This is a genomic window from Stenotrophomonas sp. FSL W7-1447, from assembly GCF_037966425.1.
In the GTDB taxonomy this organism is placed as follows: Bacteria; Pseudomonadota; Gammaproteobacteria; order Xanthomonadales; family Xanthomonadaceae; genus Stenotrophomonas; species Stenotrophomonas pavanii.
Genome location: NZ_CP150199.1, coordinates 1,608,703 through 1,635,569, shown reverse-complemented (window position 1 = coordinate 1,635,569; position 26,867 = coordinate 1,608,703). Strand labels below are relative to the sequence as shown.

Here is a 26,867-nt window from a genome sequence, read left to right as displayed (position 1 = left end):
TCACGCATGACTGACCCCACCCCCGCACCTGCCGCCGCTCCCGATTCCGCAGTACCCCAGGCGCAGCGCGCGATGTCCCAACGCTTCCGCGGCTTCCTGCCGGTGGTCGTGGATGTGGAAACCGGCGGCTTCGACAGCCAGCGCAATGCGCTGCTGGAAATCGCAGCCGTGCCGATCGAGATGGACGAGAACGGCCTGCTGTACCCCGGCCAGACTGCCAGCGCCCATGTGGTACCGGCCGAAGGCCTGGAAATCGACCCCAAGTCGCTGGAAGTGACCGGCATCATCCTTGACCACCCGTTCCGGCTGGCCAAGGAAGAAAAAGCGGCGCTGGACCACATCTTCACTCCGGTGCGTGCGGCGATGAAGAAGTACGGCTGCCAGCGCGCGATCCTGGTCGGCCACAACGCGCATTTCGACCTTGGCTTCGTCAACGCGGCCGTAGCGCGGACCGGCCACAAGCGCAATCCGTTCCATCCGTTCAGCGTCTTCGACACGGTGACCCTGGCCGGGATCGCCTACGGGCAGACGGTGCTGGCACGCGCGGCCACCGCGGCCGGGCTGGGCTGGGATGCCAACGAGGCCCACAGCGCGGTGTATGACACCGAACAGACCGCGCGGCTGTTCTGCACCATCGCCAACGCCTGGCCGCGGTGAAGCGGCCAGCGGCGGAGCCGCTCGTGGCGTGAAGCGAATCATCGGTTGGGCCGAGCAGGGTGGGCTCGCGTGGGATGCCGTGAACCCGTCCCTGCGGGCCTAGCCGCGCCATCCATGGCGCGGATGCCCCCGCGAACCCACCCTGCCCAGCCTTCGACAGGTTGCTGGCCGCCAAGGAAAGATCAGAAAAAGCGGGAGCAGCAGCGTGTCGCGGCGCTCGTCGGGGACTGACGATCACTGCTGTGGTGGGTCACGTCTCTGGTGGATGCCGACCGTTGGTACGGCAACACCCGTAGCGCCAAGCCATGCGTGGATGAACTCACCCAATGCTCGTCCGATCCCGGCCGTCACTCTTGGCGCGGTACAGCGCGCGGTCGGCGCGCTGGTACAGCAGCGCCGGGGTGCGGTCGTCGGCGTCCAGCTCCACCAGGCCGGCGCTGAAGGTCACGCGCAGTCCTGCCACCCCGGCCCAGTCCGGGTGGTCATGGAACAGGCCACGCAGCCGTGCACACAGCTGTGCGGCCTCTTCCAGGCGGGTGTCGTTGAGCAGCAGCGCGAACTCTTCGCCGCCGGTGCGCGCCGGCAGGTCGGAGTCGCGGCAGGCCGCAGCGATCAACGTCGCCACCTGCACCAGCACGGCATCGCCGATGCTGTGGCTGTGGCGATCGTTGACGGCCTTGAAGTGGTCGATGTCCAGCACCACCAGGCACAGTGGATGGCCACTGCGCTGCGAGCGGGCGAAATCACGCGCCAGCGTCTCGTCGAAGCCACGGCGGTTGGCCAGGCCGGTCAGGGCGTCTTCGCGGGCCTGCCGCTCGAACGCCTCGGCCTGCCGCGCCAGGCGCTCGGCCAGTTCGGTCTTTTCCTGGTTCAGCGCCTGCAGGTGCACGGTCTTGGCCTGCAGGTCGAAGGTCGCTTCGTCCACTCGCCGCGCCAGGCGCAGGTTGCTGGCCTGCAGCTGCTGCAGCAGCAGCCGGTACAGCGCCACCAGGCCGCCCAGCAGCAACAGCCCCGCCAGTACCTGCACGCTGCGGCGCTGCCACCAGAACGGCTCGACACTGAAGCTCCACACTGCCTCCTGCTGGCCCCAGGTGCCTCCCGGGTGCGCCGCCGCCACGTGCAGGGTGTAGTCGCCCGGCGGCAGGCCGACGAACTCGACGCTGCGCTGCGGGCCGCGCTCGACCCAGCCGGCATCGAGCCCGTCCAGCCGCGTGCGGTAGCGGATCCGGTCGGACATCAGGTAGCTCAGGCCGACGTAGCTCACCGCCAGCCGGCGACCGCCGGGAATGGCGTTGCGCTCCGGTCCTTCCCAATGCACCGGCGCGCCATCCACCTGCACGCTTTCGATCGCCGCAGGCGGTGACGGACGCTCGCGGAAGCGCTGCAGGCGCTGCGGGTCGACCGTGCTCAGGCCGCCGGCGGTGACCACCCAGAACGTGCCATCCTGGCGCAGGATCGCCGATGGACCGGAACTGCCGTTGGCCTGTGCATTGGCCATGCCGTCGATCTCGTTGTAGCGCTCCACCACCACCCGCGGCGTACGGCCGTCGGCGACCGCGTTGAGGGTAGCCATGTCGGTGCGCAGCACACCGCGATTGCTGCTGATCCACACATTGCCAAGGCGATCGGGCACCAGCTGGAACACCGCATCCACTGGCATGCCCTGCTCCAGGCCAACCCGTGCCAGCCTGCCATTGCGCCAGCGGTACAGGCCGCGATCACTGCTGATCCACATCGCGTCGCCCAGCTGGTGGAAGCCGAACACGCTGCGGCCGCCGCCCAGCGGCGCCAGGTCGATCGACTGCACGTGGTCGCCGCGCAGCACGCGGATGCCTTCGATGGTGCCGATCCACAGGTTGCCCTGATGGTCATGCTCGAGCGCGGTGATCAGGCCGCCGGGCATGCCGGGCACGTCCGAGACCTGCACGCGGTCGCCGTCGATGCGTACCACGCCCTTCTGCGTGCCGGCCCAGACCACGCCCTGCGGATCAACGCTGATCGCGCGGATGTTGCCGCCCGGCATGCCATCGGCGGCCGCGTAGTTGTGGCGCAGCTGGCCGTCGCGGCCGAGCCGGTAGACACCATCGCCGAATGTTCCCACCCACAGGTCACCATCGGGCCCCTGCGCCAGGCTCAGCACCGACGGTGCCTTGCCGCCGCGGTTGTGCAGCGGCATCGCCCGGAAACGGCCATCGGCGGTCTGCAGGTCAAGCCCGCTGGCACTGCCGACCCACAGCTGGCGGTCGCGGTCCTCCAACACCGTGCGCACGTAGTCGCCACTGAGCCCGTCGCGCTCGGTGTAGCTGCTGAACAGTGTCTCGCGCAGGCGGTACAGGCCGCCATTGGCACCCACCCAGATGCTGCCTTCGGCATCCTCGCGCAGGCTGACCACGCGTCCGCCCGGCAGGTTCAGGCCGGCCGGCAGCCGCTCCAGGCCGTGCCCGGAGATGCGCAGCAGCCCCTGGTTCTCGGTGCCCAGCCACAGGTCGCCGTGCCGGTCCTGCAGCATCGAGGTCATGTGCAGCTGGCCGGGCAGGCGGTGCACCAGCACCAGCCGATCGTCCTCCACCCGGTACAGGCGCTCACCGGCGACGATCCACAACGCGCCGTCCGGCGCGCGGTACGGCCACGACAGGCCAGTGCCGGCGCCCAGCCCCCACGCCGCAGGCGCCCGCTTGAGTACACCGTCGTTGTCGCGCAGCACCAGCCCGTCGAGCGTGCCGACCCAGACCCGGTCCTGCGCATCAACCACCAGCCTGGTGAAGCTCATCGCCATCGGCAGGTCGGCCGCCGGCGCCCGGTAGACGATGCCCGAGTCCGGCGTCAGATAGCCGATGCCCTTGCCTTCGTACAACAGCCACAGCCGGCCCTGGCTGTCCATCTGCATGGACTGGATCAGCACCTGCGGCGTATCCGCCTGGTGCTCCCAGACCCGCCACTGGCCATCACTGCCGCGGTGGCTGACATTGCCGCGCGAGTCGCTGATCCACAGCCCGCCCTGGCGGTCGACGAACAGCGCGCCGATGCCGTTGTCGCGCAGGCCCGGGCGCGTGCTGCGGTCGAACACGGTGAAATCCAGGCCGTTGTAGCGCACCAGCCCTTCCCAGGTGGCGAACCACAGATGGCCCTCCGGCGTCTGTGCGATGTCGCGCAGCGAGTTGTGCGGCAGGCCATTGCGCGAGGTCCATACGTCGATGGCGTAGTCGCGCAGCGGCGGTGCGCCCTCCTGCGCAGCCAGTGGCAGCGCCAGGGCCAGCAGCAGCCATAGCAGGCCCTGTCGCAGTGCCCGCTGGATGGCTGATGCGCGGCGCTCCACCCAGCGCCCCTGATCCCCCTGCCCGCCCATCAGCGCGGCGGCGGCGGCCAGGTGCGGCTGCAGGACGCGGCAGCGTGCAGGAACAACCGGGCAGCGCGCACTGGCATGCCGGCAGGAACGGGCTGGCTCATCGGGGAGAGGCTGGGGAGATGCGCAGATGATAGGCCAAACCCCGGCCCGGGCGTCACCGCGTGCGGCGCCCCGGCTCAGCCGGCGCGGCCGGGCGCCACCACCTGGGCACTGGCCGGCCACTGCACCACCGCCTCCAGGCCCCCTTCGGCCCGGTTGCGCAGCCACAGCCGGGCCCCGTCCTTTTCGGCCAGGGCGCGGGCAATGGTCAGGCCCAGGCCGGCACCGCCGGTCTCGCGCGAACGCGAGGTTTCCACCCGCACGAACGGATCGAACACCGCCTCCAACTGCTCCTCGGCCAGGCCGGGGCCATCGTCGGCCACCACCACGGTGATCGCACCGCCGCTGCGCTCGACCCGCACCCGTGTCCGCTGCGCATACATCACCGCGTTGTCCACCAGGTTGGAGAACAGGCGGTGCATGGCCAGCGGCCGCAGCATCAGCACCGCACCGCTGCCGCCTTCGAAGACCACATCGGCGCCGCCTTCGGCGGTGTCCTCGACAATGCTCTCCAGCAGCGAATCCAGGTCCAGTGCGGCGCGCTGCTCGGCACTCTCGGCACTGCGGGCCAGTTCCAGGCCCTCGCGCACCAGCGCCTGCATCGCGGCCAGGTCACCGATCAGGCGCTCGCGCAGGGTCTCGTCGCTGACGTTCTCCAGGCGCAGGCGCAGCCGCGTCAACGGCGTCTGCAGGTCATGGGTGATCGCCGCCAGCATCTGCGTGCGTTCGGCCAGGTGCCGCTGCAGGCGGTGCTGCATGGCGTTGAAGGCTTCGGCGGCGCGCTGCACTTCGCGCGGCCCGCGCAGGGGCAACGGGTCGCGCTGCAGGTCATCGCCGAGGTCTTCGGCGGCGGCGGCCAGTTCCTGCAGTGGCGCGCTGGCCATGCGCGCAACGATGTAGGCCAGCACCGCGATCGCCAGCACCAGCAGGGTCAGGAACCACGGGTCCACGGCCAGGATGCCGTTGTGCGCCACTGCCGGCGAGTCCAGCGCCAGCTTCAGCAGCGTGCCGTCGTTGAGGGTCACGTCCACCGCGCGGCACTTGGGCGGGATGAAGGCCGGATCGCGTTCGCGCGGTGGCCGCCGATGGCCCGGCGGCGGTGGCGGCAGCAGGTCCTGCAGCTTGGGAATGCAGGAGCGGAATGAAGTGAAGTGCACATGTGCGCGCGACACCGGCCCCGGCCGGTCTTCCAGCACTTCCATCAGCGCCGTGTCAGCGCGTCCCAGCCGGGCGCCCGGCTGCAGCGCGCGCACGCTTGGCCCGCCGATCGCCAGCAGGCGCTCACGCAGCTCCGGATTGCCGTCCAGCAGGTTGACGTAGCCCTGCAGGCGGTCGGCGATCCGGTTCAGGTTCTGCCGCTCGAATTCCTGCTGGCGCTTTGACGTGGCCAGCATGGTCGCGCCGATCGCCGCCACCGCCATGCCCAGCAGCAGGATCACGAACAACCGCCCGACCATCGAGGACAGGAAATGGCGCAGGCGTTTCATCGCCGCTTATTCCAGGTTGACCGACGAGGCCAGCACGTAGCCTTCGTTGCGTACGGTCTTGATCAGCCCGTCCGGGCCGCCGTCATCGCCCAGCTTGTTGCGCAGGCGGCTGACCTGCAGGTCGATCGCACGATCCTGTGCCTCATAGTTGCGGCCACTGCTGAGCGCGACCAGCTGCTCGCGCGACAGCACCTTGTTGGCGTGGGCGATGAACACCCGCAGCAGGCGGAACTCGGCACCGGACAGGACCACCACGCGGTCATCCGGGTCGACCAGGTGGCGATGCTCCAGGTCGAACACCCAGCGCGAGAAACGCGCGCGGCGCACCGCCAGCGGTTCCAGGTTGGCCGGCAGCGCCTCGGTCCGGCGCAGCACGTTGCGGATGCGCGCCAGCAGTTCACGCGGCTCGAACGGCTTGGCGAGGTAGTCGTCGGCGCCCATTTCCAGGCCCAGCACGCGGTCGATCGGCTCGGCGCGGGCGGTGAGCATGATCACCGGCGTGTTCGAGCGCGCACGCAGGTCGCGGCACAGGGTCAGGCCATCCTCGCGCGGCAGGTTGAGGTCGAGCACGATCAGGTCCACGTGCTCGCGGTCCAGCAGCTGGCGCATGGCGGTGCCATCGGCGGCAGTGCTCACCTGGTAGCCGGCGCGGCCGAGCTGCTCGGCCAGCAGCGTGCGGATGTCGTTGTCGTCGTCGACGATCAGCAGTCGATGCATCGTGTTTTCAGTCTCCATGTCGCGATCATCCCGTGTCGGCAGCTGAACCGCATCCGGGGCAATGCGTACCAGTGTATCCACCCGGGGACGGGATACCTGTGGTTACGCGTATTCACCGACAGTGTTACACACAGACATACCCCGAGGATTGAGCGGTCCATCGTCCGGTCTTCACAATGCCTGCCAACGCCGCCCGCGCGGTCCAGAGAGTGAAGCCACCACGTGACGTTCCGCCTGTTGCCCGCGACCCGCCGGGGTCGCCTGATGCTGATCGCCCTGCTTGCCCTGATCGTCGCCGCCACCGCCTGGTGGCTGCTGCGCAAGCCCACCGCCCCGGCCGTGGCCACCTCGCCGGTCAGCCGCGGTGACATCGAGCAGACCGTGGACGCGACCGGCGTGATCGATGCCTACAAGCTGGTCAGCGTCGGCGCGCAGGCCTCGGGCCAGATCAAGTCGCTGAAGGTGCAGCTGGGCGATACGGTGAAGGAAGGCGACCTGATCGCCGAGATCGACGCCACCACCCAGCAGAATCAGGTGCTCAACGCGCAGGCCTCGCTGGACCAGGTCACCGCGCAGCGCGCCGTGCAGCAGGCCACCCTGCGCCAGGCCGAACTGGAATTCGCGCGGCAGCAGCAGATGCTGGCCGCCGAGGCCACCTCGCGCCAGGAGTACGATGCCGCCGAGGCGCAGCTGAAGACCGCCCGGGCCCAGCTGCAGTCCTATGAGGCACAGATCAAGGGCCGCGAAACCGAGCTGGGCACCGCCCGCGCCAACCTGGCCTACACCCGCATCACCGCGCCGATGGATGGCACCGTGGTGGCGGTGGTGGCCGAAGAAGGCCGCACCGTGAACGCCAACCAGACCGCACCGACCATCGTGATGCTGGCGCGGCTGGACGTGGTGACCGTCAATGCCGAGATCTCCGAAGCCGACGTGGTCAAGATCAAGCCCGGCATGCCGGTGTACTTCACCACCCTGGGCGATCCGGATCGCAAGTATCACGCCACGCTGCGCCAGATCAATCCGGCGCCGGCCTCGATCGCCAACGAAAGCTCCTCCAGCTCCAGCAGTTCGTCCAGTTCCAGTTCCAGCAGCGCGGTCTACTACAACGCGCTGTTCGACGTGGAGAATCCCGACGGCACGCTGCGCATCGACATGACCGCGCAGGTCTCGGTACTGCTCAAGCAGGCCAAGGGCGTGCTGACGGTGCCGGCGGTGGCGCTGGGGCCGAAGCGCCGTGGAAACGAGCGCATGGTGCGGGTGCTGGACGACAAGGGCCAGCCGCAGCCGCGCAAGGTTACGGTGGGCATCAACAATGGCGCCTCCGCCGAGATCCTGTCGGGGTTGAAGGAAGGCGAGCGCGTGGTGGTCGGCGAAGCCAGCGCCGCCGGTGCCGGTGCCAGCGGCGGCAACCGCGGCGGCATGCCGATGCGGGTCGGTGGCCCGGGCATGGGGCGCCGATGAGCACGACGGCGCCGCTGCTGCGCCTGCGCGACCTGCGACGTGAATTCCCGGCCGGCGACGAGGTGATCGCCGTACTGCGCGACGTCAATCTGGACATCCACGCCGGTGAGATGGTGGCCATCGTCGGCCAGTCCGGCTCGGGCAAGTCGACGCTGATGAACATCCTCGGCTGCCTCGACCGCCCCACCCGCGGCAGCTACCAGGTGGCCGGCCGCGAAACCGGACGGATGCAGCCGGACGAACTGGCCGAACTGCGCCGCGAGCATTTCGGCTTCATCTTCCAGCGCTACCACCTGCTCGGCGACCTGGATGCGCGCGGCAACGTGGAAGTGCCGGCGGTGTATGCCGGCAGCCCCGGTGCCGTGCGCAACGCGCGTGCCGAGCAACTGCTGCAGCGCCTGGGCCTGGGTGATCGCATGCATCACAAGCCGGGCCAGCTGTCCGGTGGCCAGCAGCAGCGCGTGTCGATCGCGCGTGCCCTGATGAACGGTGGCGAGGTGATCCTGGCCGACGAGCCGACCGGCGCGCTCGACACGAAATCCGGCGAGGAAGTGATGGCCATCCTCGGCGAGCTGCATGCCGAAGGCCACACCATCATCATCGTCACCCACGACATGAACGTGGCCGAACACGCGCAGCGCATCATCGAGATCCGCGACGGCGAGATCATCGCCGACCGCGCCAATCCGAACGCACCGAGCTACCGCGCACAGCGCGAGGCCAGCACCGGCGTCGCCCACGGCAACAGCTGGCGGGCGGCACGCGACCGCTTCACCGAAGCGTTCCGCATGGCCCTGCTGGCGATGAACGCACATCGGCTGCGCACCTTCCTGACCATGCTCGGCATCATCATCGGCATCGCCTCGGTGGTGTCGGTGGTGGCGCTGGGCAACGGCTCGCAGCAGCAGATCCTGCAGAACATCAGCGCGCTCGGCACCAACACCATCGACGTCTACCCCGGTCGTGGTTTCGGCGACATGCGTTCGGCACGGGTGCAGACACTGAAGGCCAGCGATGCCGATGCGCTGGCAAGGCAGAGCTACGTGGACAGCGCCACGCCCAGCGTGTCGACCTCGGTCACCGCGCGCTACCGCAACCAGTCGTCCACCGCGCAGGTCAGCGGCGTGGGCGAGCAGTTCTTCCGGGTCAAGGGCGTGACCCTGCTCAGCGGCAGCTTCTTCGATGCCGACGCGGTGAAGGGCCTGGGCCAGGTGGCGGTGATCGACGAGAACACCCAGGCCCAGTTCTTCCCGGATGTCGATCCGGTCGGCCAGGTGATCCTGCTCGGCAACGTGCCGGCGCGCGTGGTGGGCGTGGCCAAGCGGCAGAGCTTCGGTTTCGGTGGCAGCACCAGCCTCAGTGTGTGGGTGCCGTACACCACGGTGATGTCGCGCATGCTCGGCCAGAGCCACGTGTCCAGCATCACCGTGCGCGTGGACGACGACACGCCGATGGATGCGGCGCAGGAGGCAATTACCCGCCTGCTGACCCTGCGCCATGGCACCGAGGACTTCTTCCTCAGCAACAGCGCCGAAATCCGCGAAACCATCGAGCAGACCACGCGCACGATGACCCTGCTGATCGGTGCCATCGCCGCCATCGCACTGCTGGTCGGTGGCATCGGCGTGATGAACATCATGCTGGTGTCAGTCACCGAGCGCACCCGCGAGATCGGGGTGCGCATGGCGGTGGGTGCGCGTCAGAGTGATATCCGCCAGCAGTTCCTGATCGAGGCGGTGCTGGTGTGCCTGCTCGGCGGCGTGCTCGGCATCGGCCTGGCGCTGCTGCTGGGCTCGATGATCGGCCGCTTCGCCAGCGATTTCCAGGTGCTGTTCTCCACGGCCTCGATCGTTGCGGCGTTCGCCTGCTCGACCCTGATCGGCGTGGCGTTCGGCTTCCTGCCCGCACGCAACGCTGCGCAACTCGATCCGGTGGAGGCCCTGGCCCGCGAATGAAGAAGATGATCCGACTGCCCTTCCCCGCTCCCCGGCACCTGCTGCTGGCCGGTGCCGTTGTACTTGCCCTGTCCGGCTGCGCGTCGGTCGGCCGCTACCCGGTGCATGACCCGGCCGTGGCGGCGCAGTATGGGCGTGGCGATGCCACCCTCAACGCGCCGGCCGACGACCCGCGCAGCAGCCTGGATACACCGGGCCGCGACATCCGCCAGGACACCTGGTGGACCGGCTTCGGCGATGAACGCCTGGACCGCCTGGTGGCGCAGGCGCTGGCCGCCAACAGCGATCTGGCCGCCGCCGGCCTGGCCGTGCAGCGCTCGCGCCTGCAGGCCGGCCTGGCCAGCAACGCGTTGTGGCCGCAGCCTTCGTCCTCCGGCGTGAGCGGCAGCGCCAGCCGCGCCACCGACCAGCCCGATGACTGGCGCCGCAGCTATTCCACCGGCGTCTCGCTGGGCTGGGAAGTGGACCTGTGGGGGCGCCTGCGGACCCAGCGCGACATCGCCCGCTGGGAGGCCGAAGCCAGCGAGGAAGACCGGCAGAACACCGCCCTGCTGGTGATCGGCGACACCATCACCCAGTACTGGAACCTGGCTTACCTCAACCAGTCGATCGCCACCGGCCAGGCCAACCTGGAGCGCCTGGAACGCACCCGGGAACTGGTGCAGGCCCGCTTCGACGCCGGCGCGGTATCGCGCCTGGAAGTGCGCCAGGCGCTGCAGAACCTGCAGTCGCAGCGCTCGGCGCAGAGTGCGCTGGAACAGCAGCGGGTGGAGGTACGCAATGCGCTGACCGTGCTGCTGGACGGCACGCCGTGGCCGCAGCAGGACGAGCCGCAGGACCTGCTGGGCGCACGCAGTCCGCCCATCGCCGAAGGCCTGCCGACCGACCTGCTCGGCCGCCGGCCCGACCTGCGTGCGGCAGAACTGCGCCTGCGCAACAGCCTGAAGACGATCAAGGTCACTGCCACCCAGTACTATCCGGCGCTGAGCCTGACCGGCAGCCTGGGCTCCAGCGCGACGTCGCTGGGTGATGTGCTGCGCAACCCGGTCGCCACGCTCGGGGCCGGACTGTCGCTTCCCTTCCTCAACCTGCAGCGTGCGCAGCTGGATACCGATATCGCCGGCACCGCCTACCAGATCGCCGCGACCAATTTCCGCAAGACGCTGTACACCGCGCTCTCGGAAGTGGACAACGCACTGTCGGCCCGCGAGCAGCTGGCGCGCCAGGTGGCGGCCTCGCAGGCTTCGTACGACGAAGCGGTGGAAGTGGAGCGCGCGCAGGAAGTGCGTTACCGCGTGGGCGCCACCGACCTGCGCACCTGGCTGGAAGCGCAGCAGACCCGGCGCGACGCAGAGCTGTCGCTGGCGCGTGCGCGCCAGGGCCAGCTGAACAACGACGTGACCCTGTTCAAGGCACTGGGCGGCAGCGCGGGTCGACGCGGGACATGAAAAAGGGGTCAGATTCCTTTTCCCATTGGAAAAGCAATCTGACCCCGATCACATCGCGCTGGCCGGTCAACCGCGCTGGCGCACGGCCTCGAACAGGCTGACGCCGGCGGCGACCGAAACGTTCAGGCTCTCGATTTCGCCCGGCATCGGGATCTTGACCAGGCCATCGCAGTTCTCGCGGGTCAGCCGGCGCAGGCCGTCGGCTTCGCCGCCCAGCACCAGGGCGATGTTGCCCTTCAGGTCCAGCTGGTACAGCGAGGCGGTGGCCTCACCGGCCAGGCCGTAGATCCACACGCCCTGCTTCTGCAGGTCCTTCAGGCAGCGCGACAGGTTGGTCACTGCCACCACCGGGATGAGGTCGGCGGCGCCGGCCGAAGTCTTGCGCACAGTGGCATTGACCGTGGCCGACTTGTCCTTCGGGATGATCACCGCGGTGGCACCGGCGGCCGCGGCCGAGCGCAGGCAGGCGCCGAGGTTGTGCGGGTCCTGCACCTCGTCCAGCACCAGCAGCAGGGCCTTGCCCTCGGCCGCGCTGACCAGGCCTTCCAGCTCGTTCTCACTGTAGGTGCGGGCGGCGGCATAGCGCGCGGCCACGCCCTGATGCCGCACCGAACCGCCGACACCGTCCAGTGCCTGGGCGTTCACCTTGCGCACGTCGATGCCCTTGCGGCGGGCGTTCTCCTCGATCTCGGTCAGGCGCGGATTCTTCGCACCGGCCTCGACCAGCACTTCGCGGACGTTCTCGGCGTCGTTCTCGATGGAGGAGGCGACGGCGTTGACGCCGACGATCCACTGGCTGTTCTTGCTCATGCGGGCGGGGACCGGAAAGGGGGTGGCTATGGTAGAGCATCGGCAGGCCGGGCGCTGCGACCGGCCGCCCCGCTGTAGCGCCGAGCCCCTGCTCGGCTGGCGGGGGCCGACGAAGCCTGGACCCAGAGCAGCCGAGCGTGGGCTCGGCCTGCAGGTGGATCATCGGCTGCGCGGCGGCCAGTGCGGGGTGTCGTGGTCGGGATGCTGGTGGGACTCGAGGGTGGCCAGGAAATCCAGCGCAGCGAGGTCCTCCTCGGTACGCCGTGCCGGCAGGCTGGCCAGGCTGTCGAGGAACGGCAGCTTGCGCTCGATCCCGTACTGGATCCTCGGCGGCAGGCGCTCGGGTTCGTCAAATGCGCCGGCAGCCACGGCCACGCCATCAGGCGCCTCGTAGGTCAACGGCGTGCCGCAGTCGCCGCAGAAGCCACGGCGGACCACGTTGGATGACTGGAAATGGCGCGGCTGGCCGCGGGTCCAGCTGAACTGCACGCCGCGCACCGACACCAGCGGCGCGTAGTAGGCGCCGAAGGCCTTCTGGCACATGCGGCAGTGGCAGATCGAGCTGTCGGTCAGCGCGCCACGCACGTGGAAGCGGATCGCGCCGCACTGGCAGCCACCGCTGTATTCGGGTTGGCCCTGCATGCGATGTCTCCTGGTGGTGCCGGCCGCTGGCCTACAACCCGTCGGTGCCGAGGGTGCCATGGATGTAGCCAGCGGCCGGCACTACCACGGCCATCAATACTTCTCTTTCTTCCGCTTGGCCGGCTTGCCACGCTCGGGCAGCGGCGGCAGGCTTTCGCCCTCGTCCTCACCCTTGTGTTCGACCAGGCGGAAGTCGATCTTGCGCTCTTCCATGCTGGCCTTCAGCACCAGGATGCGTACGCGGTCGCCCAGCCGGTAGCTGCTGCCGCGGCGCTCGCCGGTCAGCGTCTTGCGGGTCGCGTCGAACTTGTAATAGTCCTGCGGCAGCTGGGTGACATGCACCAGGCCCTGCACCTTCGACTCGTCCAGCTCCACGAACAGGCCGAAGCTGGTCACGCCGCTGATCACGCCGTCGAACTGGCCGCCGACGTGCTTTTCCATCCACGCCGCGCGGTAACGCTCGTCGACCTCGCGCTCGGCTTCGTCGGCACGGCGCTCGCGCTCGGAGCACTGCAGCGCCAGCGCGGCCATCTCGCGGGCGTTGTAGGTGAACTTGTCCAGTGGCTTGCCGGACAGCGCATGCTTGATCGCGCGGTGCACCAGCAGGTCGGGGTAGCGGCGGATCGGCGAAGTGAAGTGCGCGTACGCCTCCAGCGCCAGGCCGAAGTGGCCGTGGTTCTCCGGGCTGTAGATGGCCAGGCTCTGGCTGCGCAGCAGCACCGACTCCAGCAGCGTGGCATCGGGGCGGTCACGGATCTTCTTCAGCAGCTTGGTGTAATCGCCCGGGCGCACCTTCGACCACGGCGGCAGGCTCAGCTTGAACTCCTTGAGGAATTCGAGCAGGTCGGCGTACTTGGTTTCCGGTGGTTTCTCGTGGATGCGGTACGGCGCCGGCACGTGGCGCGACAGCAGGTATTTCGCCGCCTCGACGTTGGCCGCGATCATGCATTCCTCGATCAGCTTGTGCGCGTCGTTGCGCACCAGCATGCCTGCCTGGGTGACTTCACCGCGATTGTCCAGCACGAAGCGCACTTCGCTGCTTTCGAACTCGATGGCGCCGCGCTTGGCGCGCGCCTTCGACAGCACCTTGTACAGCTGGTGCAGGCGCTGCACGTGCGGCAACAGATCCCCCATCCAGGCCTGGGTCTCGGCATCGTCCTCGCCCACCGCCTTCCACACCTGGGTGTAGGTCAGGCGCGCGTGCGAGTTCATCACGGCTTCGTAGAAGCGCGAATGCGTGACCAGGCCATCGCGGTCGATCTGCATGTCACAGACGAAACACATGCGGTCCACCTTCGGCATCAGCGAGCAGATGCCGTTGGACAGCGTCTCCGGCAGCATCGGCACCACGAAGCCCGGGAAGTACACCGAGGTGGCACGCTTCTGCGCCTCTTCGTCCAGCGGCGTGCCGGGGCGGACGTAATTGGAGACATCGGCAATCGCCACCACCAGGCGGAAGCCATCGGCATTCGGCTCGCAGTACACCGCGTCGTCGAAGTCCTTGGCATCTTCACCGTCGATGGTGACCAGCGGCGTGCTGCGCAGGTCGACGCGGTCGCCGATCATCGCCGGCTCGACCACCAGCGGCACCGAGGCGGCTTCGTCCAGCACCTCCTGCGGGAACTCGAACGGCAGCTCATGGCCGTGGATGGCGGTTTCCACTACCAGCGAAGCGGTCAGCTTGTCGCCGAGCACGGCAATGATGCGGCCGATCGGCGGACGGCGGCTGTCCGGTGCCTGGGTCAGTTCGCAGACCACCAGCTGGCCATCGCGCGCACCGCCGGTCTGGTCCGGCGGCACCTGCACGTTGCGCTGCACGCGCTTGTCGTCAGGCACCACGTAATTGATGCCCATCTCGACACTGAAACGGCCGATCAGGCGGGTCATGCCGCGCTCCAGCACGCGGGCGATGCTGCCTTCGCGGCGGCCACGGTGGTCGATGCCGGTCACGCGGGCCAGCACCTTGTCACCGTGCATGACCTTGCGCATTTCATACGGCGGCAGGAACAGGTCGTCGCCGCCCTCGACCGGACGCAGGAAACCGAATCCTTCCGGGTTGGCGATCACCACGCCGGTGACCAGGTTCAGGGTCTGGATCGGGGCGAAGCCGCCCCGGCGGTTCTGCACCAGCTGGCCATCGCGGACCATGGCGCCGAGCCGGCGCGACAGTGCTTCGGCACGGTCCGGGGCGGTCAGGCCCAGGCGTGCGCCGAGTTCCTCTGCCGTCTGCGGCCCCTCGCAACGCTCCAGCAGGGCCAGGATGGCCTCGCGGCTGGCGATGGGCTGTTCGTACTTCTCGGCTTCGCGTGCGGCATAGGGATCGTCGATCACCTTGCCGGCCGGCGGCAGCTTGCGGCCCGGGGCCGGGCCGGGTGCTGCGGCGTCGGCGCCTCGGGCCTTGCGGCCGCGCGGCGGTGCGCTGCCTTCATTCAATTCGGGAAACCAGCCCGGCAATGGCTTGCCCGGCTTGGTGGTGCGGGCTGCGCCCGCCTTGGCGCCTTTGTTCGGGGCCTGGCCGCGGGATGGCTTCCCGCCCTTGCTTGGTTTTTTGGTAGTCATCGCCCTACATGGTAGCCGCTGGTGGCGTGCAGAACGGGTCAGCGGTCGCCTTCAGGCGATCGCGTCAAAAATATTCAGGAAGTCGTTGACAGCCTGCGGATTCATCTTCACAATTGCGCCTCTGGAACGCCCAGGTGGCGGAATTGGTAGACGCACTAGTTTCAGGTACTAGCGGGTAAAACCGTGGAGGTTCGAGTCCTCTCCTGGGCACCAACGAAAAAACTCCTCGCTTCGGCGGGGATTTTTTTTGCCTGTGATCCGGCAGCGGGGTCGGATCCCTTTCCGAAGGAAAGGGCTCTGACCCCAAGCGAGTGGGATGGGGTCATAGCCCATCCCGCAGGCGAAACGGGGTCCACCCCCAGGCCCACGAAAAGTGTTGACACCCCCGTCACGGCACCCCATAATCTCGCTCCTCGGCGCCCAGGTGGCGGAATTGGTAGACGCACTAGTTTCAGGTACTAGCGGGTAAAACCGTGGAGGTTCGAGTCCTCTCCTGGGCACCACGTCGAGAATGAGAAAAACCCGCGAAAGCGGGTTTTTTCATGCCCGGAATCCGGCATCAGAACAACGGCCGCAGCACCAGCTCCAGCCCGAGCAGCAGCAGGAACCCCAGGAAGCAGGCGCGGAATACCCGTGCGCTGATCCTCTGCCGGATCAGTTGCCCCAGCCACATGCCCAGCAACGCCGGCAGCACGGCCAGTGCACTCAGGCCCAGTTGCTGGATACCGAATGCACCGTGCAGCACCAGTCCGGCGGTCAGCGATATCGTCGACACGGTGAACGCCAGCCCCAGCGCCTGCACCAGTTCGTCGCGCTGCAGCCCGAGCGACTGCAGGTACGGCACTGCCGGCATCACGAACACGCCGGTGGCCCCGGTCACCACGCCCGACAGTGCCCCCACCAGCGGCCCCAGCCAGCGCTCGCGACGCTGCGGCACGCGGAACACCGGCGCAAGCAGCGCATAGGCGGCATAGACCACCAGCGCCACGCCGAGTGCAATGCGCGATGCGGTGCGATCGACCCGCACCAGCAGCGCCGCTGAACCCAGCGTCACCCCCACCACCGCCAGCATCATCGGCCACAGTCGGCGCACGATGCGACCCAGCGACGGTCCGGACAACAGCTGCCATGCATTGGTGACGAAGGTCGGAATGAACAGCATCGACGCCGCCGCCACCGGTGACAGGGTGCTGCCCAGCAGGCCCATCGCCACCGTCGGCAACCCCATGCCTGTCACGCCCTTGACCACGCCGGCCAGCACGAACACCACCACCAGCAACAGATAGAAGTACGTCGATTCATTCATGCCGTCATTGGATCGGGCCGTCGCCAGGCGCACAATGCGGTCTTCCCGGCCTCGCCTTCGGCTGATCCGAAGGCTCAGCCGTTGCGATGAGGGCACCCCATGCGGATGGATATCGCCGACCTGCGCCTGTTCCTTGCGATCGCCGAGGCCGGCAGCATCACGGCCGGCGCAGCGCAGGCGAACCTGGCACTGGCTTCGGCCAGCGAGCGCCTGCGCACGATCGAAGCCGATGCCGGCACCGCGCTGTTGAACCGGCATCCGCGCGGCGTCAGCCTCACCGAAGCCGGTGCCGCCCTCGCCCACCATGCACGCCTGATCCTGCAGCAGCAGGCACAGCTGCGCGGTGAACTGCAGGCGTTCGCGCAGGGTGCGCGCGGCACCCTGCATCTGTACGCCAACACCGCTGCGCTGACCAACTACCTGCCCTCGCGGCTCGCGCCGTGGCTGGCCGAGCGCCCACGCCTGCACGTGGAACTGCTGGAGCGCACCAGCCCCGAGGTCGTGCGTGCGATCAACGCGGGCCAGGCCGAGGCCGGCATCATCAGCGATGCGGTCGACGCTGCCGGCCTGCAGCAACACGTGGTCGCCGATGATCCCCTGGTGATGCTGCTGCCTGCCGACCACCGCTTCGCGACCCGGCGCAGCCTGGCTTTTGCCGAGGTTGCCGGAGAGACCTTCGTTGCCCTGGCCGATGGCAATGCACTGCAGACCTACATCGAAGACCGGGCGCTCGACATCGGGCGCCGGCTGGACGTGCGCATCGGCATGAAGACCTTCGAAGGCGTGTGCATCATGGTCGGCCACGGCATCGGTGTCGGTATCGTGCCGCGGACCATCGCCCGACAGCATCGGCGCAGCACGCGCGCCGTCGGCGTAGCGCTCTCCGATGCATGGGCACAACGCCGCCTGTGCGCCTGTTTTGCCGAGTGGGCGCAGCTGTCACCGGCGATGCGCAGCCTGCTGCTGCACCTGGGCGTGCAGCCGCAGAAAAAAGCGTGAAATGTTGTTGACACATCTGCTGTGGTCCCGCACAATTCACCTCCTGAGTCGCCCAGGTGGCGGAATTGGTAGACGCACTAGTTTCAGGTACTAGCGGGTAAAACCGTGGAGGTTCGAGTCCTCTCCTGGGCACCACGACTCAAGATGATCAAACCCGCGAAAGCGGGTTTTTTCGTTTCCGGGGCCAGGGAATCCACACGCCCCGAGATCGATCCACGCATGGCGTGCATCCCCCAAAAGAAAAACCCCGCCTTGCGGCGGGGTTTCTGCGTTTCAACGGCACGGATCGATCAATGCCCACCGGCCGAAGCGGCACCGGCACCCGCACCAAACGGCGGCTTGGCCAGCCACAGGAAGGTGATGATCGCCAGGAAGATCCAGCCGAGCAGGAAGAAGATGTCGTTGAAGCCCATCTGCGACGCCTGGTGGTTGATCATGTTGTTCAGTACCGCCGCACCGTGCTGCAGGTCGCCCTGCCCCATCGCGGTGACCTGGTCCTGCATACCGGGCTGATAGGCCGAGATGTGTTCGGTCAGGTCGGCATGGTGCACCTGGGTACGCCGCGCCCACAGCCACGTCGTCAGCGAGGCCGCGAAGCTGCCGCCCAGCGTACGCAGGAACGTGGCCAGGCCCGAGCCCGCGGCGATCTCGCGCCCATCCAGGTCCGACAGCAGGATCTGCAGCACCGGCATGAAGAACAGTGCCACGCCGATGCCCATGATCAGCTGCACGCCGGCCACGTGCATGTAGTCCACCTGCAGGTTGAAGTTCGAGCGCAGGAAACTGGTCATCGACAGCACGATGAAGGCGATCGTGGCCAGCATGCGCATGTCGAAGCGCGACGCATACTTGCCTACGAACGGGGTCATGATCACCGGCAGGATGCCGATCGGCGCCGTTGCCAGGCCCGCCCAGATCGCGGTGTAGCCCATGTCACGCTGCAGCCACTGCGGGATCAGCAGCGCCACGCTGAAGAACGCCGCGTAGGCCACCACCATCGCCAGCGTGCCGGCGCGGAAGTTGCGGTGCCGGAACAGCTTCAGGTCGACAATCGGATCCTTGTCGGTCAGCTCCCAGATCAGGAACACCGTCAGCGTCACCACGGCCACGCAGGCCAGCACCACGATCTTCATCGACGAGAACCAGTCCTCGTCGTTGCCCAGGTCGAGCACCAGCTGCAAGGCACCGACACCGATCACCAGGGTGACCAGGCCGACGTAGTCCATCTTCGGCTTCTCGATCTGCTCCGGGCGCCCCTTCAGCTGGTTGCCCACCACCAGCGCAGCGAAGATGCCCAATGGCACGTTGATCAGGAAGATCCATTCCCAACTGTAGTTATCGGTGATCCAGCCACCGAGGATCGGGCCGCAGATCGGCGCCACCACCGTGATCATCGCCAACAGCGCCAGCGCCTGCCCTCGCTTCTCGCGGGGATAGATCGAGACCAGCAGCGACTGCGTGATCGGGTACATCGGGCCAGCGACGAAACCCTGCAGCGCACGCGACAGCACCAGCATGCCCATGCTCTGCGCCAGGCCGCACAGCAGCGAGGTGATGACGAAGGCCAGCGTGGCCCAGACGAACAGCTTGCGTTCGCCGAAGCGGCGGCTGAGCCAGCCGGTCAGCGGCAGCGCGATGGCCGTGCTGACCGCGAACGAGGTGATCACCCAGGTCGCCTGCTGCGAGCTGGCCCCCAGGTTGCCGGCGATGGTCGGCAGCGAAACGTTGGCGATGGTGGTGTCGAGCACCTGCATGAACGACGCCATCGCCAGGCCCACGGTGCACAGGGCCACGCTGGGCGGCAGGAACCCGGAGGCCGCACCCGGCGCCGCCGGTGCACCCGGAGCGCCGGGTGCGGCTGGAGCTTGTGCGGACATGGCGACCTCAGCCCACCTTTGCCTGTTGCTGCGGCAGGTTGCCCTGGATGATCGTGTGGATCACCTCGTCGGCATCATGCAGCTGCTTGGCGTACACGTCGGTATCGAACACGGTGCCCTTGGCCGGGGCGCTGGGCAGCACTTCGCCCTTCTGGTCGCGCAGGCTCACTTCGGCCTTCATCGACAGGCCGATGCGCAGCGGGTGCTCGGCCAGCTGCTTGGCATCGATGGCGATGCGCACCGGCACGCGCTGCACGATCTTGATCCAGTTGCCGCTGGCGTTCTGCGCCGGCAGCAGCGAGAACGCCGAGCCGGTACCCAGGCCCAGGCTCTGGATGCGGCCCTTGTACTTCACGTCACCCGCGTACAGGTCCGACTTCAGCTCCACTTCCTGGCCCAGGCGCATGTGGCGCAGCTGGGTTTCCTTGAAGTTGGCCTCGACCCACATCTGCTCGGTCGGCACCACCGCCATCAGCGCATTGCCCGGCTGCACGCGCTGGCCGACCTGCACCGAACGACGGGCAACGTAGCCGGTGACCGGCGCGACGATGCCGGCGCGGGCGTTGTTGAGGAAGGCCTGGCGCAGCTGCGCGGCGGCCGCCTGCACATCCGGCTGGGTGGCGATCACGGTGTCGTCGACCAGCGCGCGGTTGCGCTCGACGGTCTCGCGCGAACCGGCCACGGCCGCTTCGGCAGCGGCCAGCTCATCGCGGGCGTGGGCCAGTTCTTCGTTGGAGATGGCGCCGGTGGCGGCCAGATCCTTGCGGCGGGCGAAGTCTTCGCGCACGCGCTTCAGGGTCACCTGGCGGGCATTCAAGTCCGCCTGCGCGCCTTCCACGCTGCGGTACAGGCCACGGGTCTGGCGCACGGTCTTGGCCAGGTTGGCCTCGGCCTGCTGCAGCGCCACCGAGGTGTCGGACGGGTCCAGCTGCACCAGCAGCTGGCCGCGCTCCACGCGCATGCCGTCATCGGCGTTGATGGCGACCACGGTACCGGCCACCAGCGGGGTGATCTGCACCAGGTTGCCCTGCACGTAGGCATCGTCGGTTTCTTCGAACCAACGGCCGAACATGAAGTACCACAGCGCCAGTGCGGCAAGCAGCAGCACGACGATCACGAACAGGCCGCGCAGCAGGTTGCCGCGGCGGTTGGGGGCGGCCGGGGCCGCAGTGTCTTGGGTCTGGCTCATGGCGGAAGTCTTCAGGAATGCGAGGATTCGGAACGGGAGGCGATCGGGGCGCGGTCGGCGTCAGTGGGCACGAAACCACCGCCCAGCGCCTTGCTCAGGCGCACCGACGTCTGTACCTGCTGCGACTGCAGGCCGGCCAGCTGCTGTTGCGACTGCAGCAGGGTGGACTGCGCGCTCAGAACGTCCAGGTAGCTGCCGATGCCGGCACGGTAGCGCTGCTGGGCCAGGTCGAAGGCAGCGCGTGCGGTGTCCACCGCCTGCTGCTGCGACTGCGCCTGCTGTGCCAGCGAGCGCACCGCGTTGACCTGGTCGGCCACATCGCGCAGCGCATCGAGCACGGTCTGGTTGTAGTTGGCCACCGCCAGGTCGTACTGCGCGTCGGTGTTGGCCAGGTTGGCGCGCAGCTTGCCACCTTCGAAGATCGGCAGGCTCAGCGCCGGGCCGATGTAGGCGAAGGTGGAGCTGCTCTTCAGCAGGTCGCCCACGTTCGGGGCGACCACGCCAGCCAGCGCGGTCAGGTTGAAGCTTGGGTAGAACTTGGTCTTGGCGACCTTGATCTGCTTGTCGGCCGCTTCAACGCGCCAGCGTGCGGCCACGATGTCGGGTCGACGGCCCAGCAGTTCGCTGGGCAGCACGCCCGGCAGCTGCAGCGCCAGCGGGTTCAGCGGCTGCGGGCGCTGGATCGACAGGCCGCGGTCCGGCCCCTTGCCGACCAGCGCGGCCAGCGCGGTGCGCGCCGCATCGATGCGCTGCTGCGCCGCCTGCACCTGCTGCTGGGCGGCCGGCACGCGGGCCTCGGCCTGGCGCACCTGCAGGTCACTGTCGATGCCGGCGCGGCGGCGCTGGCGGGTCAGTTCCAGTGACTTCTGCGAGCGGCTCAGCTCTTCCTCGGCCACGTCGTTGAGCTGCCACGCGTAGGCCAGGTCGGCATAGGCCTGGGTGATGCCGGTGGACAGGTTAAGGCGCGCGGCCTGCGCTTCAACGGTGGCGGCGTGCGCGCCGTCCACCGCTGCTTCCCAGGCGGCACGCTTGCCGCCCCACAGGTCCACGCCGTAGCTGAAGTCGAAGGCGACCTGGCTGCTGCCGCCATAGCGGCCGCCCATCTCGCTGCCGACCATCGACTCGGGCAGGCGCAGGCCGGTGTAGCCGCCGGATACCGACAGGCTGGGCAGCTCGTCGGCGCGCGCGGTACCGACCTGGGCCTGGGCCTGGCGCAGGCGCGCGTCGGCGGCGTCCAGGCTCGGATGACCGGCCAGGCCTTCGGCGACCAGTGCGTCCAGCTGCGCATCGCCCAGTGCCTTCCACCAGTCCTGCGCCGGGAAGCCGGTGGCGCTCAGGTCGGTGTCGGCCAGGGTGCGTTCGCTGTGCAGGCTGTCCACGTCAAGCACGTGGCCCTGCGGGTTGAGGCCGCGACTGCTTGCGCAGGCGGCCAGGGCCAGCGCCAGCGCTGACACCAGCAGCGCGCGCCCGGACCGGCGGAAAGTGGAATGCGGGATCGGGTTCATGGGGTCGTCAGTGAATCGCGGATTCGGGTAAGGAGGGACAGCAGCAGCGTGCGCTCGTCGGCGGAAAGATCACGCAGCGCGTAATCCATCACCGCGTCGCCGCGCAGCTTCAGCCGCGCCCACAACGCACGGCCTTCGTCGGTCAGTACGATCTGCAGCGCCCGCCGGTCCTGCGCATGCGCCTCGCGGCGGACGCAGCCCAGCGCCTCCAGCTTGTCCAGCAGGCGGGTCACCGCGCTGGGCACCTGGTCGATGGCCTGGGCCAGTTCGTTGGCGGTGCAGGGCGCCATGTGGGAAAGCACCTTCAACCCGATGTAATGGGTGAAGCCGATTCCCAGGTCTTCTTCCGCCATGGACGCGTCGAGCTGGCGCACCAGGCCGTCGCGCACCTGGCGCAGCAGCAGGCCGAAGCTGGGGGGAGTGGTTGCAGGACAGATCATGGGGGAGCATTCTCTTCCAAAAAAAATATTTCTCAATGGAAATATTCGATCTGGCATCGAATGCTGTGTTGCAGCAGCGGGCTCGATCAGTGAAGGCGCCTACCTTAATGATCTGCTCAGGTGGCCCGGTAGTACAATCCAGCCAATGGATGTCACATTTCAGCCAGCGGACATGATGAACAAGGCAGAAATTCAGGTTCCCAAGCGCCTGCTCAGGGATGAGGCACTGGACTGGTTCGAGCGCAACGACGGCCCGCCGGTCATCGCCTTCCGCTTCGACAGCCAGCAGGGCCTGGCCCGTGAGGTCGACTGGCACCACCACGAGCGCGCCCAGCTGATCTGCGTCGAACGCGGCCTGCTGACCACCCGCACCTCGCATGGCACCTGGTCGCTGGCGCCGGGCTCGGCTGGCTGGATGCCGCCGCTGGAGCCCCATACGGTCACGCTCGACGGCCCGCTGCGCGGCTGGGGCATGGCATTGGCCGCGCCCGCCTGCGCCACCCTGCCTGCCGATCCGTGCGTGCTGGGACTGTCCAAACTGGCGCAGGCGCTGGCCGACCGCATCTGCGAATGGCCGCTGGGCGATGCCACCACGCCCGAGCGCCAGCACATCATCGACGTGCTGCTGGACGAGATCCGCGCCGCGCCGCGCCAGCGCATGCACCTGCCGATGCCGCACGACCGGCGCCTGCTGAAGATCGCCTCGCAGCTGCTGGCCGATCCGTCCGACGAACGCAGCCTGGCCGAATGGGCGCATTGGGCCGGCCTGTCGCCGCGCAGCCTGACCCGCCACTTCCGCGATGAGACCACGCTCAGCTTCGCCCAATGGCGGCAGCAGGCACGCCTGGCCGAGGCCCTGCGCCAGCTGACCGACGGCCGCAGCGTGGCCGACATCGCCCACGCGCTGGGCTTCAGCAGCGCCAGCGCCTTCGTCACCGTGTTCCGCCGCCACTTCGGGCTGCCCCCCGGGCGCTACCTGGCGCGGGCCGGGCACGGCCTGGAAACCGGGCTGGACCCTGCACGCGGCTTGGCATCCCCCGCCGCATCCGGATAATCACAGGATTGCGAGCGGCGACCGCCGTCGCCGCCTCCCGACAACAGGTAACAACGCCGCATGACCGAACTTGCCCGCCCCGTGTTCCACGGATTCGAACAACTGCCGCTGCGCGAGTACGCCGAGCGCGCCTACCTCGACTACTCGATGTATGTGGTCCTGGACCGCGCCCTGCCGTTCATCGGCGACGGCCTGAAGCCGGTGCAGCGCCGCATCATCTATTCGATGAGCGAGCTGGGCCTGAATGCCGCGTCCAAGCCGAAGAAGTCCGCGCGCACCGTCGGTGACGTCATCGGTAAATACCACCCGCACGGCGACAGCGCGTGCTACGAGGCGCTGGTGCTGATGGCGCAGCCGTTCTCGTACCGCTACCCGCTGATCGAAGGCCAGGGCAACTTCGGCTCCAGCGACGACCCGAAGTCGTTCGCGGCGATGCGTTACACCGAATCCAAGCTGACCCCGATCGCCGAAGTGCTGCTGGGCGAGCTGGGCCAGGGCACCACCGACTGGGCACCGAATTTCGACGGTACCCTGCAGGAGCCGACCTGGATGCCGGCACGGCTGCCGCACCTGCTGCTCAACGGCACCACCGGCATCGCCGTGGGCATGGCCACCGACGTGCCGCCGCACAATCTCAACGAGATCGTCAGCGCACTGCTGCACCTGCTGGACAACCCCGATGCCAGCGTGCGCGACCTGTGCGAACACGTGCAGGGCCCGGACTACCCGTCCAGCGCCGAGATCATCACCTCGGCCAACGACCTGCGGACCATCTACGAGACCGGCAACGGCAGCGTGCGTGCGCGTGCGACCTTCACCAAGGAAGCCAGCAACATCGTGGTCACCGCCCTGCCGTTCCAGGTGTCGCCGTCCAAGGTGATCGAGCAGATCGCGGCACAGATGCGCGCCAAGAAGCTGCCGTGGCTGGAGGACATCCGCGATGAGTCCGACCACGCCAACCCGGTGCGCGTGGTGCTGGTGCCGCGTTCCAACCGCGTCGACGCCGACCAGCTGATGGGCCACCTGTTCGCGACCACGGACCTGGAGCGCAGCTACCGCGTCAACCTCAACGTGATCGGGCTGGATGGGCGTCCGCAGGTGAAGAACCTGAAGATGCTGCTCAGCGAATGGCTGGTCTTCCGCAGCAACACCGTGACCCGCCGCCTGCAGCACCGCCTGCAGAAGGTCGAGCGCCGCCTGCACCTGCTGGAAGGCCTGCTGGTCGCCTTCCTCAACCTGGACGAGGTGATCCACATCATCCGTACCGAGGACGAACCGAAGGCCGCACTGATCGCGCGCTTCGGCCTGTCCGAGGAACAGGCCGAGTACATCCTGGAAACCAAGCTGAAGCAGCTGGCCCGCCTGGAGGAGATGAAGATCCGCGGCGAGCAGGACGAACTCGCCAAGGAGCGCGAGAAGATCCTCGGCATCCTGGACAGCAAGGCCAAGCTGAAGAAACTGATCCGCGACGAACTGACCGCCGACGCCAAGAAGTTCGGCGACGCACGCCGTTCGCCGCTGGTGCAGCGCCAGGCCGCGCAGGCGATCGACGAGACCGAGCTGGTGCCGAGCGAGCCGATGACCGTGGTGCTGTCGGAGAAGGGCTGGATCCGCGCCGCCAAGGGCCACGACGTCGATGCATCGGCCCTGTCCTACCGCGAAGGCGACGGACTGCAGGGCGCGGTGCGCGCGCGCAGCACCCAGCAGGTCGCGTTCCTCGACAGCGAGGGCCGCGCCTACTCGACGCCGGTGCACACCCTGCCCTCCGCACGAGGCAATGGCGAACCGCTGACCGGCCGCTTCTCGCCGGCGCCGGGCACCAGCTTCGTGACCCTGGCCAGCGCCGAGCCGGACACCCGCTTCGTGCTGGCCTCCAGCCATGGTTACGGTTTCGTCACCCGCTTCGAGAACCTGATCGGCCGCAACAAGGCCGGCAAGGCGATGCTGAACCTGTCGGCGGGCTCGTCGGTGCTGACCCCGTCGGTGGTCGCCAACGTCGCCACCGACCGCATCGTGGCGGTGACCAGTTCGGGCAACCTGCTGGCGATCGCCGCCAACGACCTGCCGGAACTGGACAAGGGCAAGGGCAACAAGATCATCGAGATCCCGAAGGCCAAGCTCGCCACTGAACGCGTGGTCGCCATCGTGGCGATCAGCCCGGGGCAGACCCTGCAGGTGCGCAGCGGCCAGCGCACGATGGGCCTGAAGTTCAACGAGCTCGACGCCTATCTCGGCGCCCGCGCCACCCGCGGCCACCTGCTGCCGCGCGGCTGGCAGAAGGTGGAAGGGCTGTCGGTGGAGTGAGGGCTTGGGGTCGGATCCCGTTCCAACGGAACGGGCTCTGACCCCGGACTATCGCTCCTGGCAGGTGTCAGCCTTGGTTGGCACGCTGTGACGGACGTCAGGCACGAAAAAGCCGGGGCATTCCCCGGCTTTTTCGTTGTCGACTGGCGGGCGGTGGAGCGGCTGGCGGGCGAAAGCGGGCTCGCGGTGCTCCGGTGCTGGCGGGCGACAGAACGCTGTGCTTCTGGTAGAGCCGACCGCTGGTCGGCTGCCTTTGGCTCCTGGTAGAGCCGACCGCTGGTCGGCTGTTTCCCGCTTCTGGTAGAGCCGACCGCTGGTCGGCTGCTTTCTGCAAACCAGCCGACCAGCGGTCGGCTCTACCGGAAGGCAGCCCGGCATTGGTTCCGCTCTACCGAAAAGAGCGGTGCCGGCTCAGTGCGCCGGGGCGCCGCTGCCGTCGATCTTGCTCAGCTGGTACAGCTCCAGGCCGATGCGCTTGATCAGGCCCAGCTGCTGTTCCAGCCACCAGGCGTGGTCTTCTTCGGTGTCCTTCAGCTGCGCCAGCAGGATGTCGCGGCTCACGTAGTCACCCTTCTCCTCGCACAGCTTCATGCCGGCGGCGAGATTGTTCCGAACGGCGTATTCAGTATCGAGATCCTTCTGCAGCATCTCCTCCACGGTCTTGCCGGGCTCGGTGGCATGCGGGCGCATGTCCGGGTCGCCGCCCAGGAACAGGATCCGGCGCAGCAGCGCATCGGCATGCTGGGTTTCCTCTTCCATCTCGTGGTTCAGGCGCTCGTACAGCGCGAACAGGCCCTGGTCCTCATAGCGGCGGGAATGGATGAAGTACTGGTCGCGCGCAGCAAGCTCGCCGCGCAGCAGTTCCTTCAGGCAGGCGATGACGTCCGGGTTGCCTTTCATGGGGGGGCTCCTGTGAATCGATGCGGCATAGGGTGACGCATTTCCGGCGACGGTGATCTAATCGGAATCAGTCGCAGTTGCGCCTGCGGCTACAATCGGCCCACGAGTT

General features: G+C 68.1%; 19 protein-coding genes and 3 tRNA genes. 10 read left to right on the top strand and 12 right to left on the bottom strand.

What is annotated here, in order from left to right; genetic code table 11:
- The first annotated feature begins 72 nt into the window (after positions 1-72).
- Complete coding sequence (gene rnt, locus NSQ78_RS07530) at positions 73-657, top strand: ribonuclease T (protein WP_005408782.1); 585 nt, start codon at positions 73-75, stop codon at positions 655-657.
- A 319-nt stretch (positions 658-976) separates the two neighbouring features.
- Here rnt and NSQ78_RS07525 read toward each other — a convergent pair whose 3' ends face one another.
- From NSQ78_RS07525 to NSQ78_RS07515, 3 genes are all read right to left on the bottom strand, one after another.
- Positions 977-4,003, bottom strand: coding sequence for a ligand-binding sensor domain-containing diguanylate cyclase (locus NSQ78_RS07525; RefSeq protein WP_053505187.1), 3,027 nt, complete (start codon positions 4,001-4,003; stop codon positions 977-979).
- 176 nt (positions 4,004-4,179) lie between these two features.
- Complete coding sequence (locus NSQ78_RS07520; RefSeq protein ID WP_064237999.1) at positions 4,180-5,589, bottom strand: ATP-binding protein; 1,410 nt, start codon at positions 5,587-5,589, stop codon at positions 4,180-4,182.
- 6 nt (positions 5,590-5,595) lie between these two features.
- On the bottom strand, positions 5,596-6,324 hold the full coding sequence (locus tag NSQ78_RS07515; RefSeq protein ID WP_005408779.1) for a response regulator: 729 nt from the start codon (positions 6,322-6,324) through the stop codon (positions 5,596-5,598).
- A gap of 204 nt (positions 6,325-6,528) precedes the next feature.
- Here NSQ78_RS07515 and NSQ78_RS07510 point away from each other — a divergent pair, with 204 nt between their 5' ends.
- Genes NSQ78_RS07510 through NSQ78_RS07500 form a run of 3 tightly spaced genes read left to right on the top strand, consistent with a single transcriptional unit; the run spans position 6,529 to position 11,173 of the window.
- Positions 6,529-7,770, top strand: coding sequence for an efflux RND transporter periplasmic adaptor subunit (locus tag NSQ78_RS07510; protein ID WP_064237998.1), 1,242 nt, complete (start codon positions 6,529-6,531; stop codon positions 7,768-7,770).
- A complete protein-coding gene (locus tag NSQ78_RS07505; protein WP_064237997.1) occupies positions 7,767-9,725 on the top strand; it encodes a MacB family efflux pump subunit in 1,959 nt (652 codons plus the stop codon). The genes NSQ78_RS07510 and NSQ78_RS07505 overlap by 4 nt, the downstream gene beginning before the upstream one ends.
- Positions 9,722-11,173: a TolC family protein gene (locus NSQ78_RS07500; protein WP_064237996.1), complete on the top strand. Its 1,452-nt coding sequence runs from the start codon at positions 9,722-9,724 to the stop codon at positions 11,171-11,173. The genes NSQ78_RS07505 and NSQ78_RS07500 overlap by 4 nt, the downstream gene beginning before the upstream one ends.
- 66 nt (positions 11,174-11,239) lie before the next feature.
- Here NSQ78_RS07500 and rlmB read toward each other — a convergent pair whose 3' ends face one another.
- The 3 genes from rlmB to rnr form a co-directional block, all read right to left on the bottom strand.
- Complete coding sequence (gene rlmB / locus NSQ78_RS07495; RefSeq protein ID WP_049467010.1) at positions 11,240-11,983, bottom strand: 23S rRNA (guanosine(2251)-2'-O)-methyltransferase RlmB; 744 nt, start codon at positions 11,981-11,983, stop codon at positions 11,240-11,242.
- Positions 11,984-12,142: 159 nt separating this feature from the next.
- Positions 12,143-12,625, bottom strand: coding sequence for a GFA family protein (locus tag NSQ78_RS07490; protein WP_053463544.1), 483 nt, complete (start codon positions 12,623-12,625; stop codon positions 12,143-12,145).
- Between the two features lie 93 nt (positions 12,626-12,718).
- A complete protein-coding gene (gene rnr, locus NSQ78_RS07485; protein WP_064237995.1) occupies positions 12,719-15,184 on the bottom strand; it encodes a ribonuclease R in 2,466 nt (821 codons plus the stop codon).
- 128 nt (positions 15,185-15,312) lie between these two features.
- Here rnr and NSQ78_RS07480 point away from each other — a divergent pair.
- Positions 15,313-15,397: transfer RNA gene (locus NSQ78_RS07480), tRNA-Leu, on the top strand.
- A 205-nt stretch (positions 15,398-15,602) separates the two neighbouring features.
- Positions 15,603-15,687 (top strand) — tRNA-Leu (locus NSQ78_RS07475).
- A 56-nt stretch (positions 15,688-15,743) separates the two neighbouring features.
- Here NSQ78_RS07475 and NSQ78_RS07470 read toward each other — a convergent pair.
- A complete protein-coding gene (locus NSQ78_RS07470; RefSeq protein ID WP_049470799.1) occupies positions 15,744-16,490 on the bottom strand; it encodes a sulfite exporter TauE/SafE family protein in 747 nt (248 codons plus the stop codon).
- Between the two features lie 99 nt (positions 16,491-16,589).
- Here NSQ78_RS07470 and NSQ78_RS07465 point away from each other — a divergent pair, with 99 nt between their 5' ends.
- Together NSQ78_RS07465 and NSQ78_RS07460 are read left to right on the top strand one after the other, a co-directional pair.
- Entirely contained in the window at positions 16,590-17,489 is a 900-nt protein-coding gene (locus NSQ78_RS07465) for a LysR family transcriptional regulator (protein ID WP_064237994.1), read from the top strand.
- 50 nt (positions 17,490-17,539) lie between these two features.
- Positions 17,540-17,624: transfer RNA gene (locus NSQ78_RS07460), tRNA-Leu, on the top strand.
- A 155-nt stretch (positions 17,625-17,779) separates the two neighbouring features.
- Here NSQ78_RS07460 and emrB read toward each other — a convergent pair.
- Genes emrB through emrR form a run of 4 tightly spaced genes read right to left on the bottom strand, consistent with a single transcriptional unit; the run spans position 17,780 to position 22,500 of the window.
- Positions 17,780-19,366 carry a multidrug efflux MFS transporter permease subunit EmrB gene (gene emrB / locus NSQ78_RS07455; RefSeq protein ID WP_049464943.1) on the bottom strand — a complete coding sequence of 529 codons (1,587 nt, stop codon included), beginning with the start codon at positions 19,364-19,366 and terminating at the stop codon, positions 17,780-17,782.
- 7 nt (positions 19,367-19,373) lie between these two features.
- Positions 19,374-20,555: a multidrug efflux MFS transporter periplasmic adaptor subunit EmrA gene (gene emrA, locus NSQ78_RS07450; protein WP_049464945.1), complete on the bottom strand. Its 1,182-nt coding sequence runs from the start codon at positions 20,553-20,555 to the stop codon at positions 19,374-19,376.
- A gap of 11 nt (positions 20,556-20,566) precedes the next feature.
- Complete coding sequence (emrC, locus tag NSQ78_RS07445) at positions 20,567-22,060, bottom strand: multidrug efflux transporter outer membrane subunit EmrC (protein ID WP_053505916.1); 1,494 nt, start codon at positions 22,058-22,060, stop codon at positions 20,567-20,569.
- Complete coding sequence (emrR, locus tag NSQ78_RS07440; RefSeq protein ID WP_014646521.1) at positions 22,057-22,500, bottom strand: multidrug efflux system transcriptional regulator EmrR; 444 nt, start codon at positions 22,498-22,500, stop codon at positions 22,057-22,059. Before emrR ends, emrC begins: the two co-directional genes overlap by 4 nt.
- Before the next feature lie 172 nt (positions 22,501-22,672).
- Between emrR and NSQ78_RS07435 the strand changes: the two genes are divergently transcribed.
- Both NSQ78_RS07435 and parC read left to right on the top strand, forming a co-directional pair.
- Positions 22,673-23,554: a helix-turn-helix transcriptional regulator gene (locus tag NSQ78_RS07435; RefSeq protein ID WP_049464952.1), complete on the top strand. Its 882-nt coding sequence runs from the start codon at positions 22,673-22,675 to the stop codon at positions 23,552-23,554.
- Between the two features lie 60 nt (positions 23,555-23,614).
- Positions 23,615-25,858, top strand: a complete 2,244-nt coding sequence (parC, locus tag NSQ78_RS07430) for a DNA topoisomerase IV subunit A (protein ID WP_049464954.1) — start codon at positions 23,615-23,617, stop codon at positions 25,856-25,858.
- 411 nt (positions 25,859-26,269) lie between these two features.
- Here the strand turns inward: parC and bfr are convergent, their stop codons facing one another.
- Positions 26,270-26,758 carry a bacterioferritin gene (gene bfr, locus NSQ78_RS07425; RefSeq protein ID WP_005415872.1) on the bottom strand — a complete coding sequence of 163 codons (489 nt, stop codon included), beginning with the start codon at positions 26,756-26,758 and terminating at the stop codon, positions 26,270-26,272.
- Between the last annotated feature and the right edge of the window lie 109 nt (positions 26,759-26,867).

Excerpts from the sequence above, each read along its gene's own strand:
- NSQ78_RS07515 (WP_005408779.1), bottom strand. The coding sequence starts at position 6,324 with ATGGAGACTGAAAACACGATGCATCGACTGCTGATCGTCGACGACGAC.
- bfr (WP_005415872.1), bottom strand. The coding sequence starts at position 26,758 with ATGAAAGGCAACCCGGACGTCATCGCCTGCCTGAAGGAACTGCTGCGC.
- rnt (WP_005408782.1), top strand. The coding sequence starts at position 73 with ATGTCCCAACGCTTCCGCGGCTTCCTGCCGGTGGTCGTGGATGTGGAA.
- rnr (WP_064237995.1), bottom strand. The coding sequence starts at position 15,184 with ATGACTACCAAAAAACCAAGCAAGGGCGGGAAGCCATCCCGCGGCCAG.
- NSQ78_RS07505 (WP_064237997.1), top strand. The coding sequence starts at position 7,767 with ATGAGCACGACGGCGCCGCTGCTGCGCCTGCGCGACCTGCGACGTGAA.
- parC (WP_049464954.1), top strand. The coding sequence starts at position 23,615 with ATGACCGAACTTGCCCGCCCCGTGTTCCACGGATTCGAACAACTGCCG.
- emrR (WP_014646521.1), bottom strand. The coding sequence starts at position 22,500 with ATGATCTGTCCTGCAACCACTCCCCCCAGCTTCGGCCTGCTGCTGCGC.
- emrB (WP_049464943.1), bottom strand. The coding sequence starts at position 19,366 with ATGTCCGCACAAGCTCCAGCCGCACCCGGCGCTCCGGGTGCACCGGCG.
- NSQ78_RS07525 (WP_053505187.1), bottom strand. The coding sequence starts at position 4,003 with ATGGGCGGGCAGGGGGATCAGGGGCGCTGGGTGGAGCGCCGCGCATCA.
- NSQ78_RS07465 (WP_064237994.1), top strand. The coding sequence starts at position 16,590 with ATGCGGATGGATATCGCCGACCTGCGCCTGTTCCTTGCGATCGCCGAG.
- NSQ78_RS07435 (WP_049464952.1), top strand. The coding sequence starts at position 22,673 with ATGATGAACAAGGCAGAAATTCAGGTTCCCAAGCGCCTGCTCAGGGAT.
- NSQ78_RS07490 (WP_053463544.1), bottom strand. The coding sequence starts at position 12,625 with ATGCAGGGCCAACCCGAATACAGCGGTGGCTGCCAGTGCGGCGCGATC.
- NSQ78_RS07470 (WP_049470799.1), bottom strand. The coding sequence starts at position 16,490 with ATGAATGAATCGACGTACTTCTATCTGTTGCTGGTGGTGGTGTTCGTG.
- NSQ78_RS07500 (WP_064237996.1), top strand. The coding sequence starts at position 9,722 with ATGAAGAAGATGATCCGACTGCCCTTCCCCGCTCCCCGGCACCTGCTG.
- emrA (WP_049464945.1), bottom strand. The coding sequence starts at position 20,555 with ATGAGCCAGACCCAAGACACTGCGGCCCCGGCCGCCCCCAACCGCCGC.
- emrC (WP_053505916.1), bottom strand. The coding sequence starts at position 22,060 with ATGAACCCGATCCCGCATTCCACTTTCCGCCGGTCCGGGCGCGCGCTG.
- NSQ78_RS07520 (WP_064237999.1), bottom strand. The coding sequence starts at position 5,589 with ATGAAACGCCTGCGCCATTTCCTGTCCTCGATGGTCGGGCGGTTGTTC.
- rlmB (WP_049467010.1), bottom strand. The coding sequence starts at position 11,983 with ATGAGCAAGAACAGCCAGTGGATCGTCGGCGTCAACGCCGTCGCCTCC.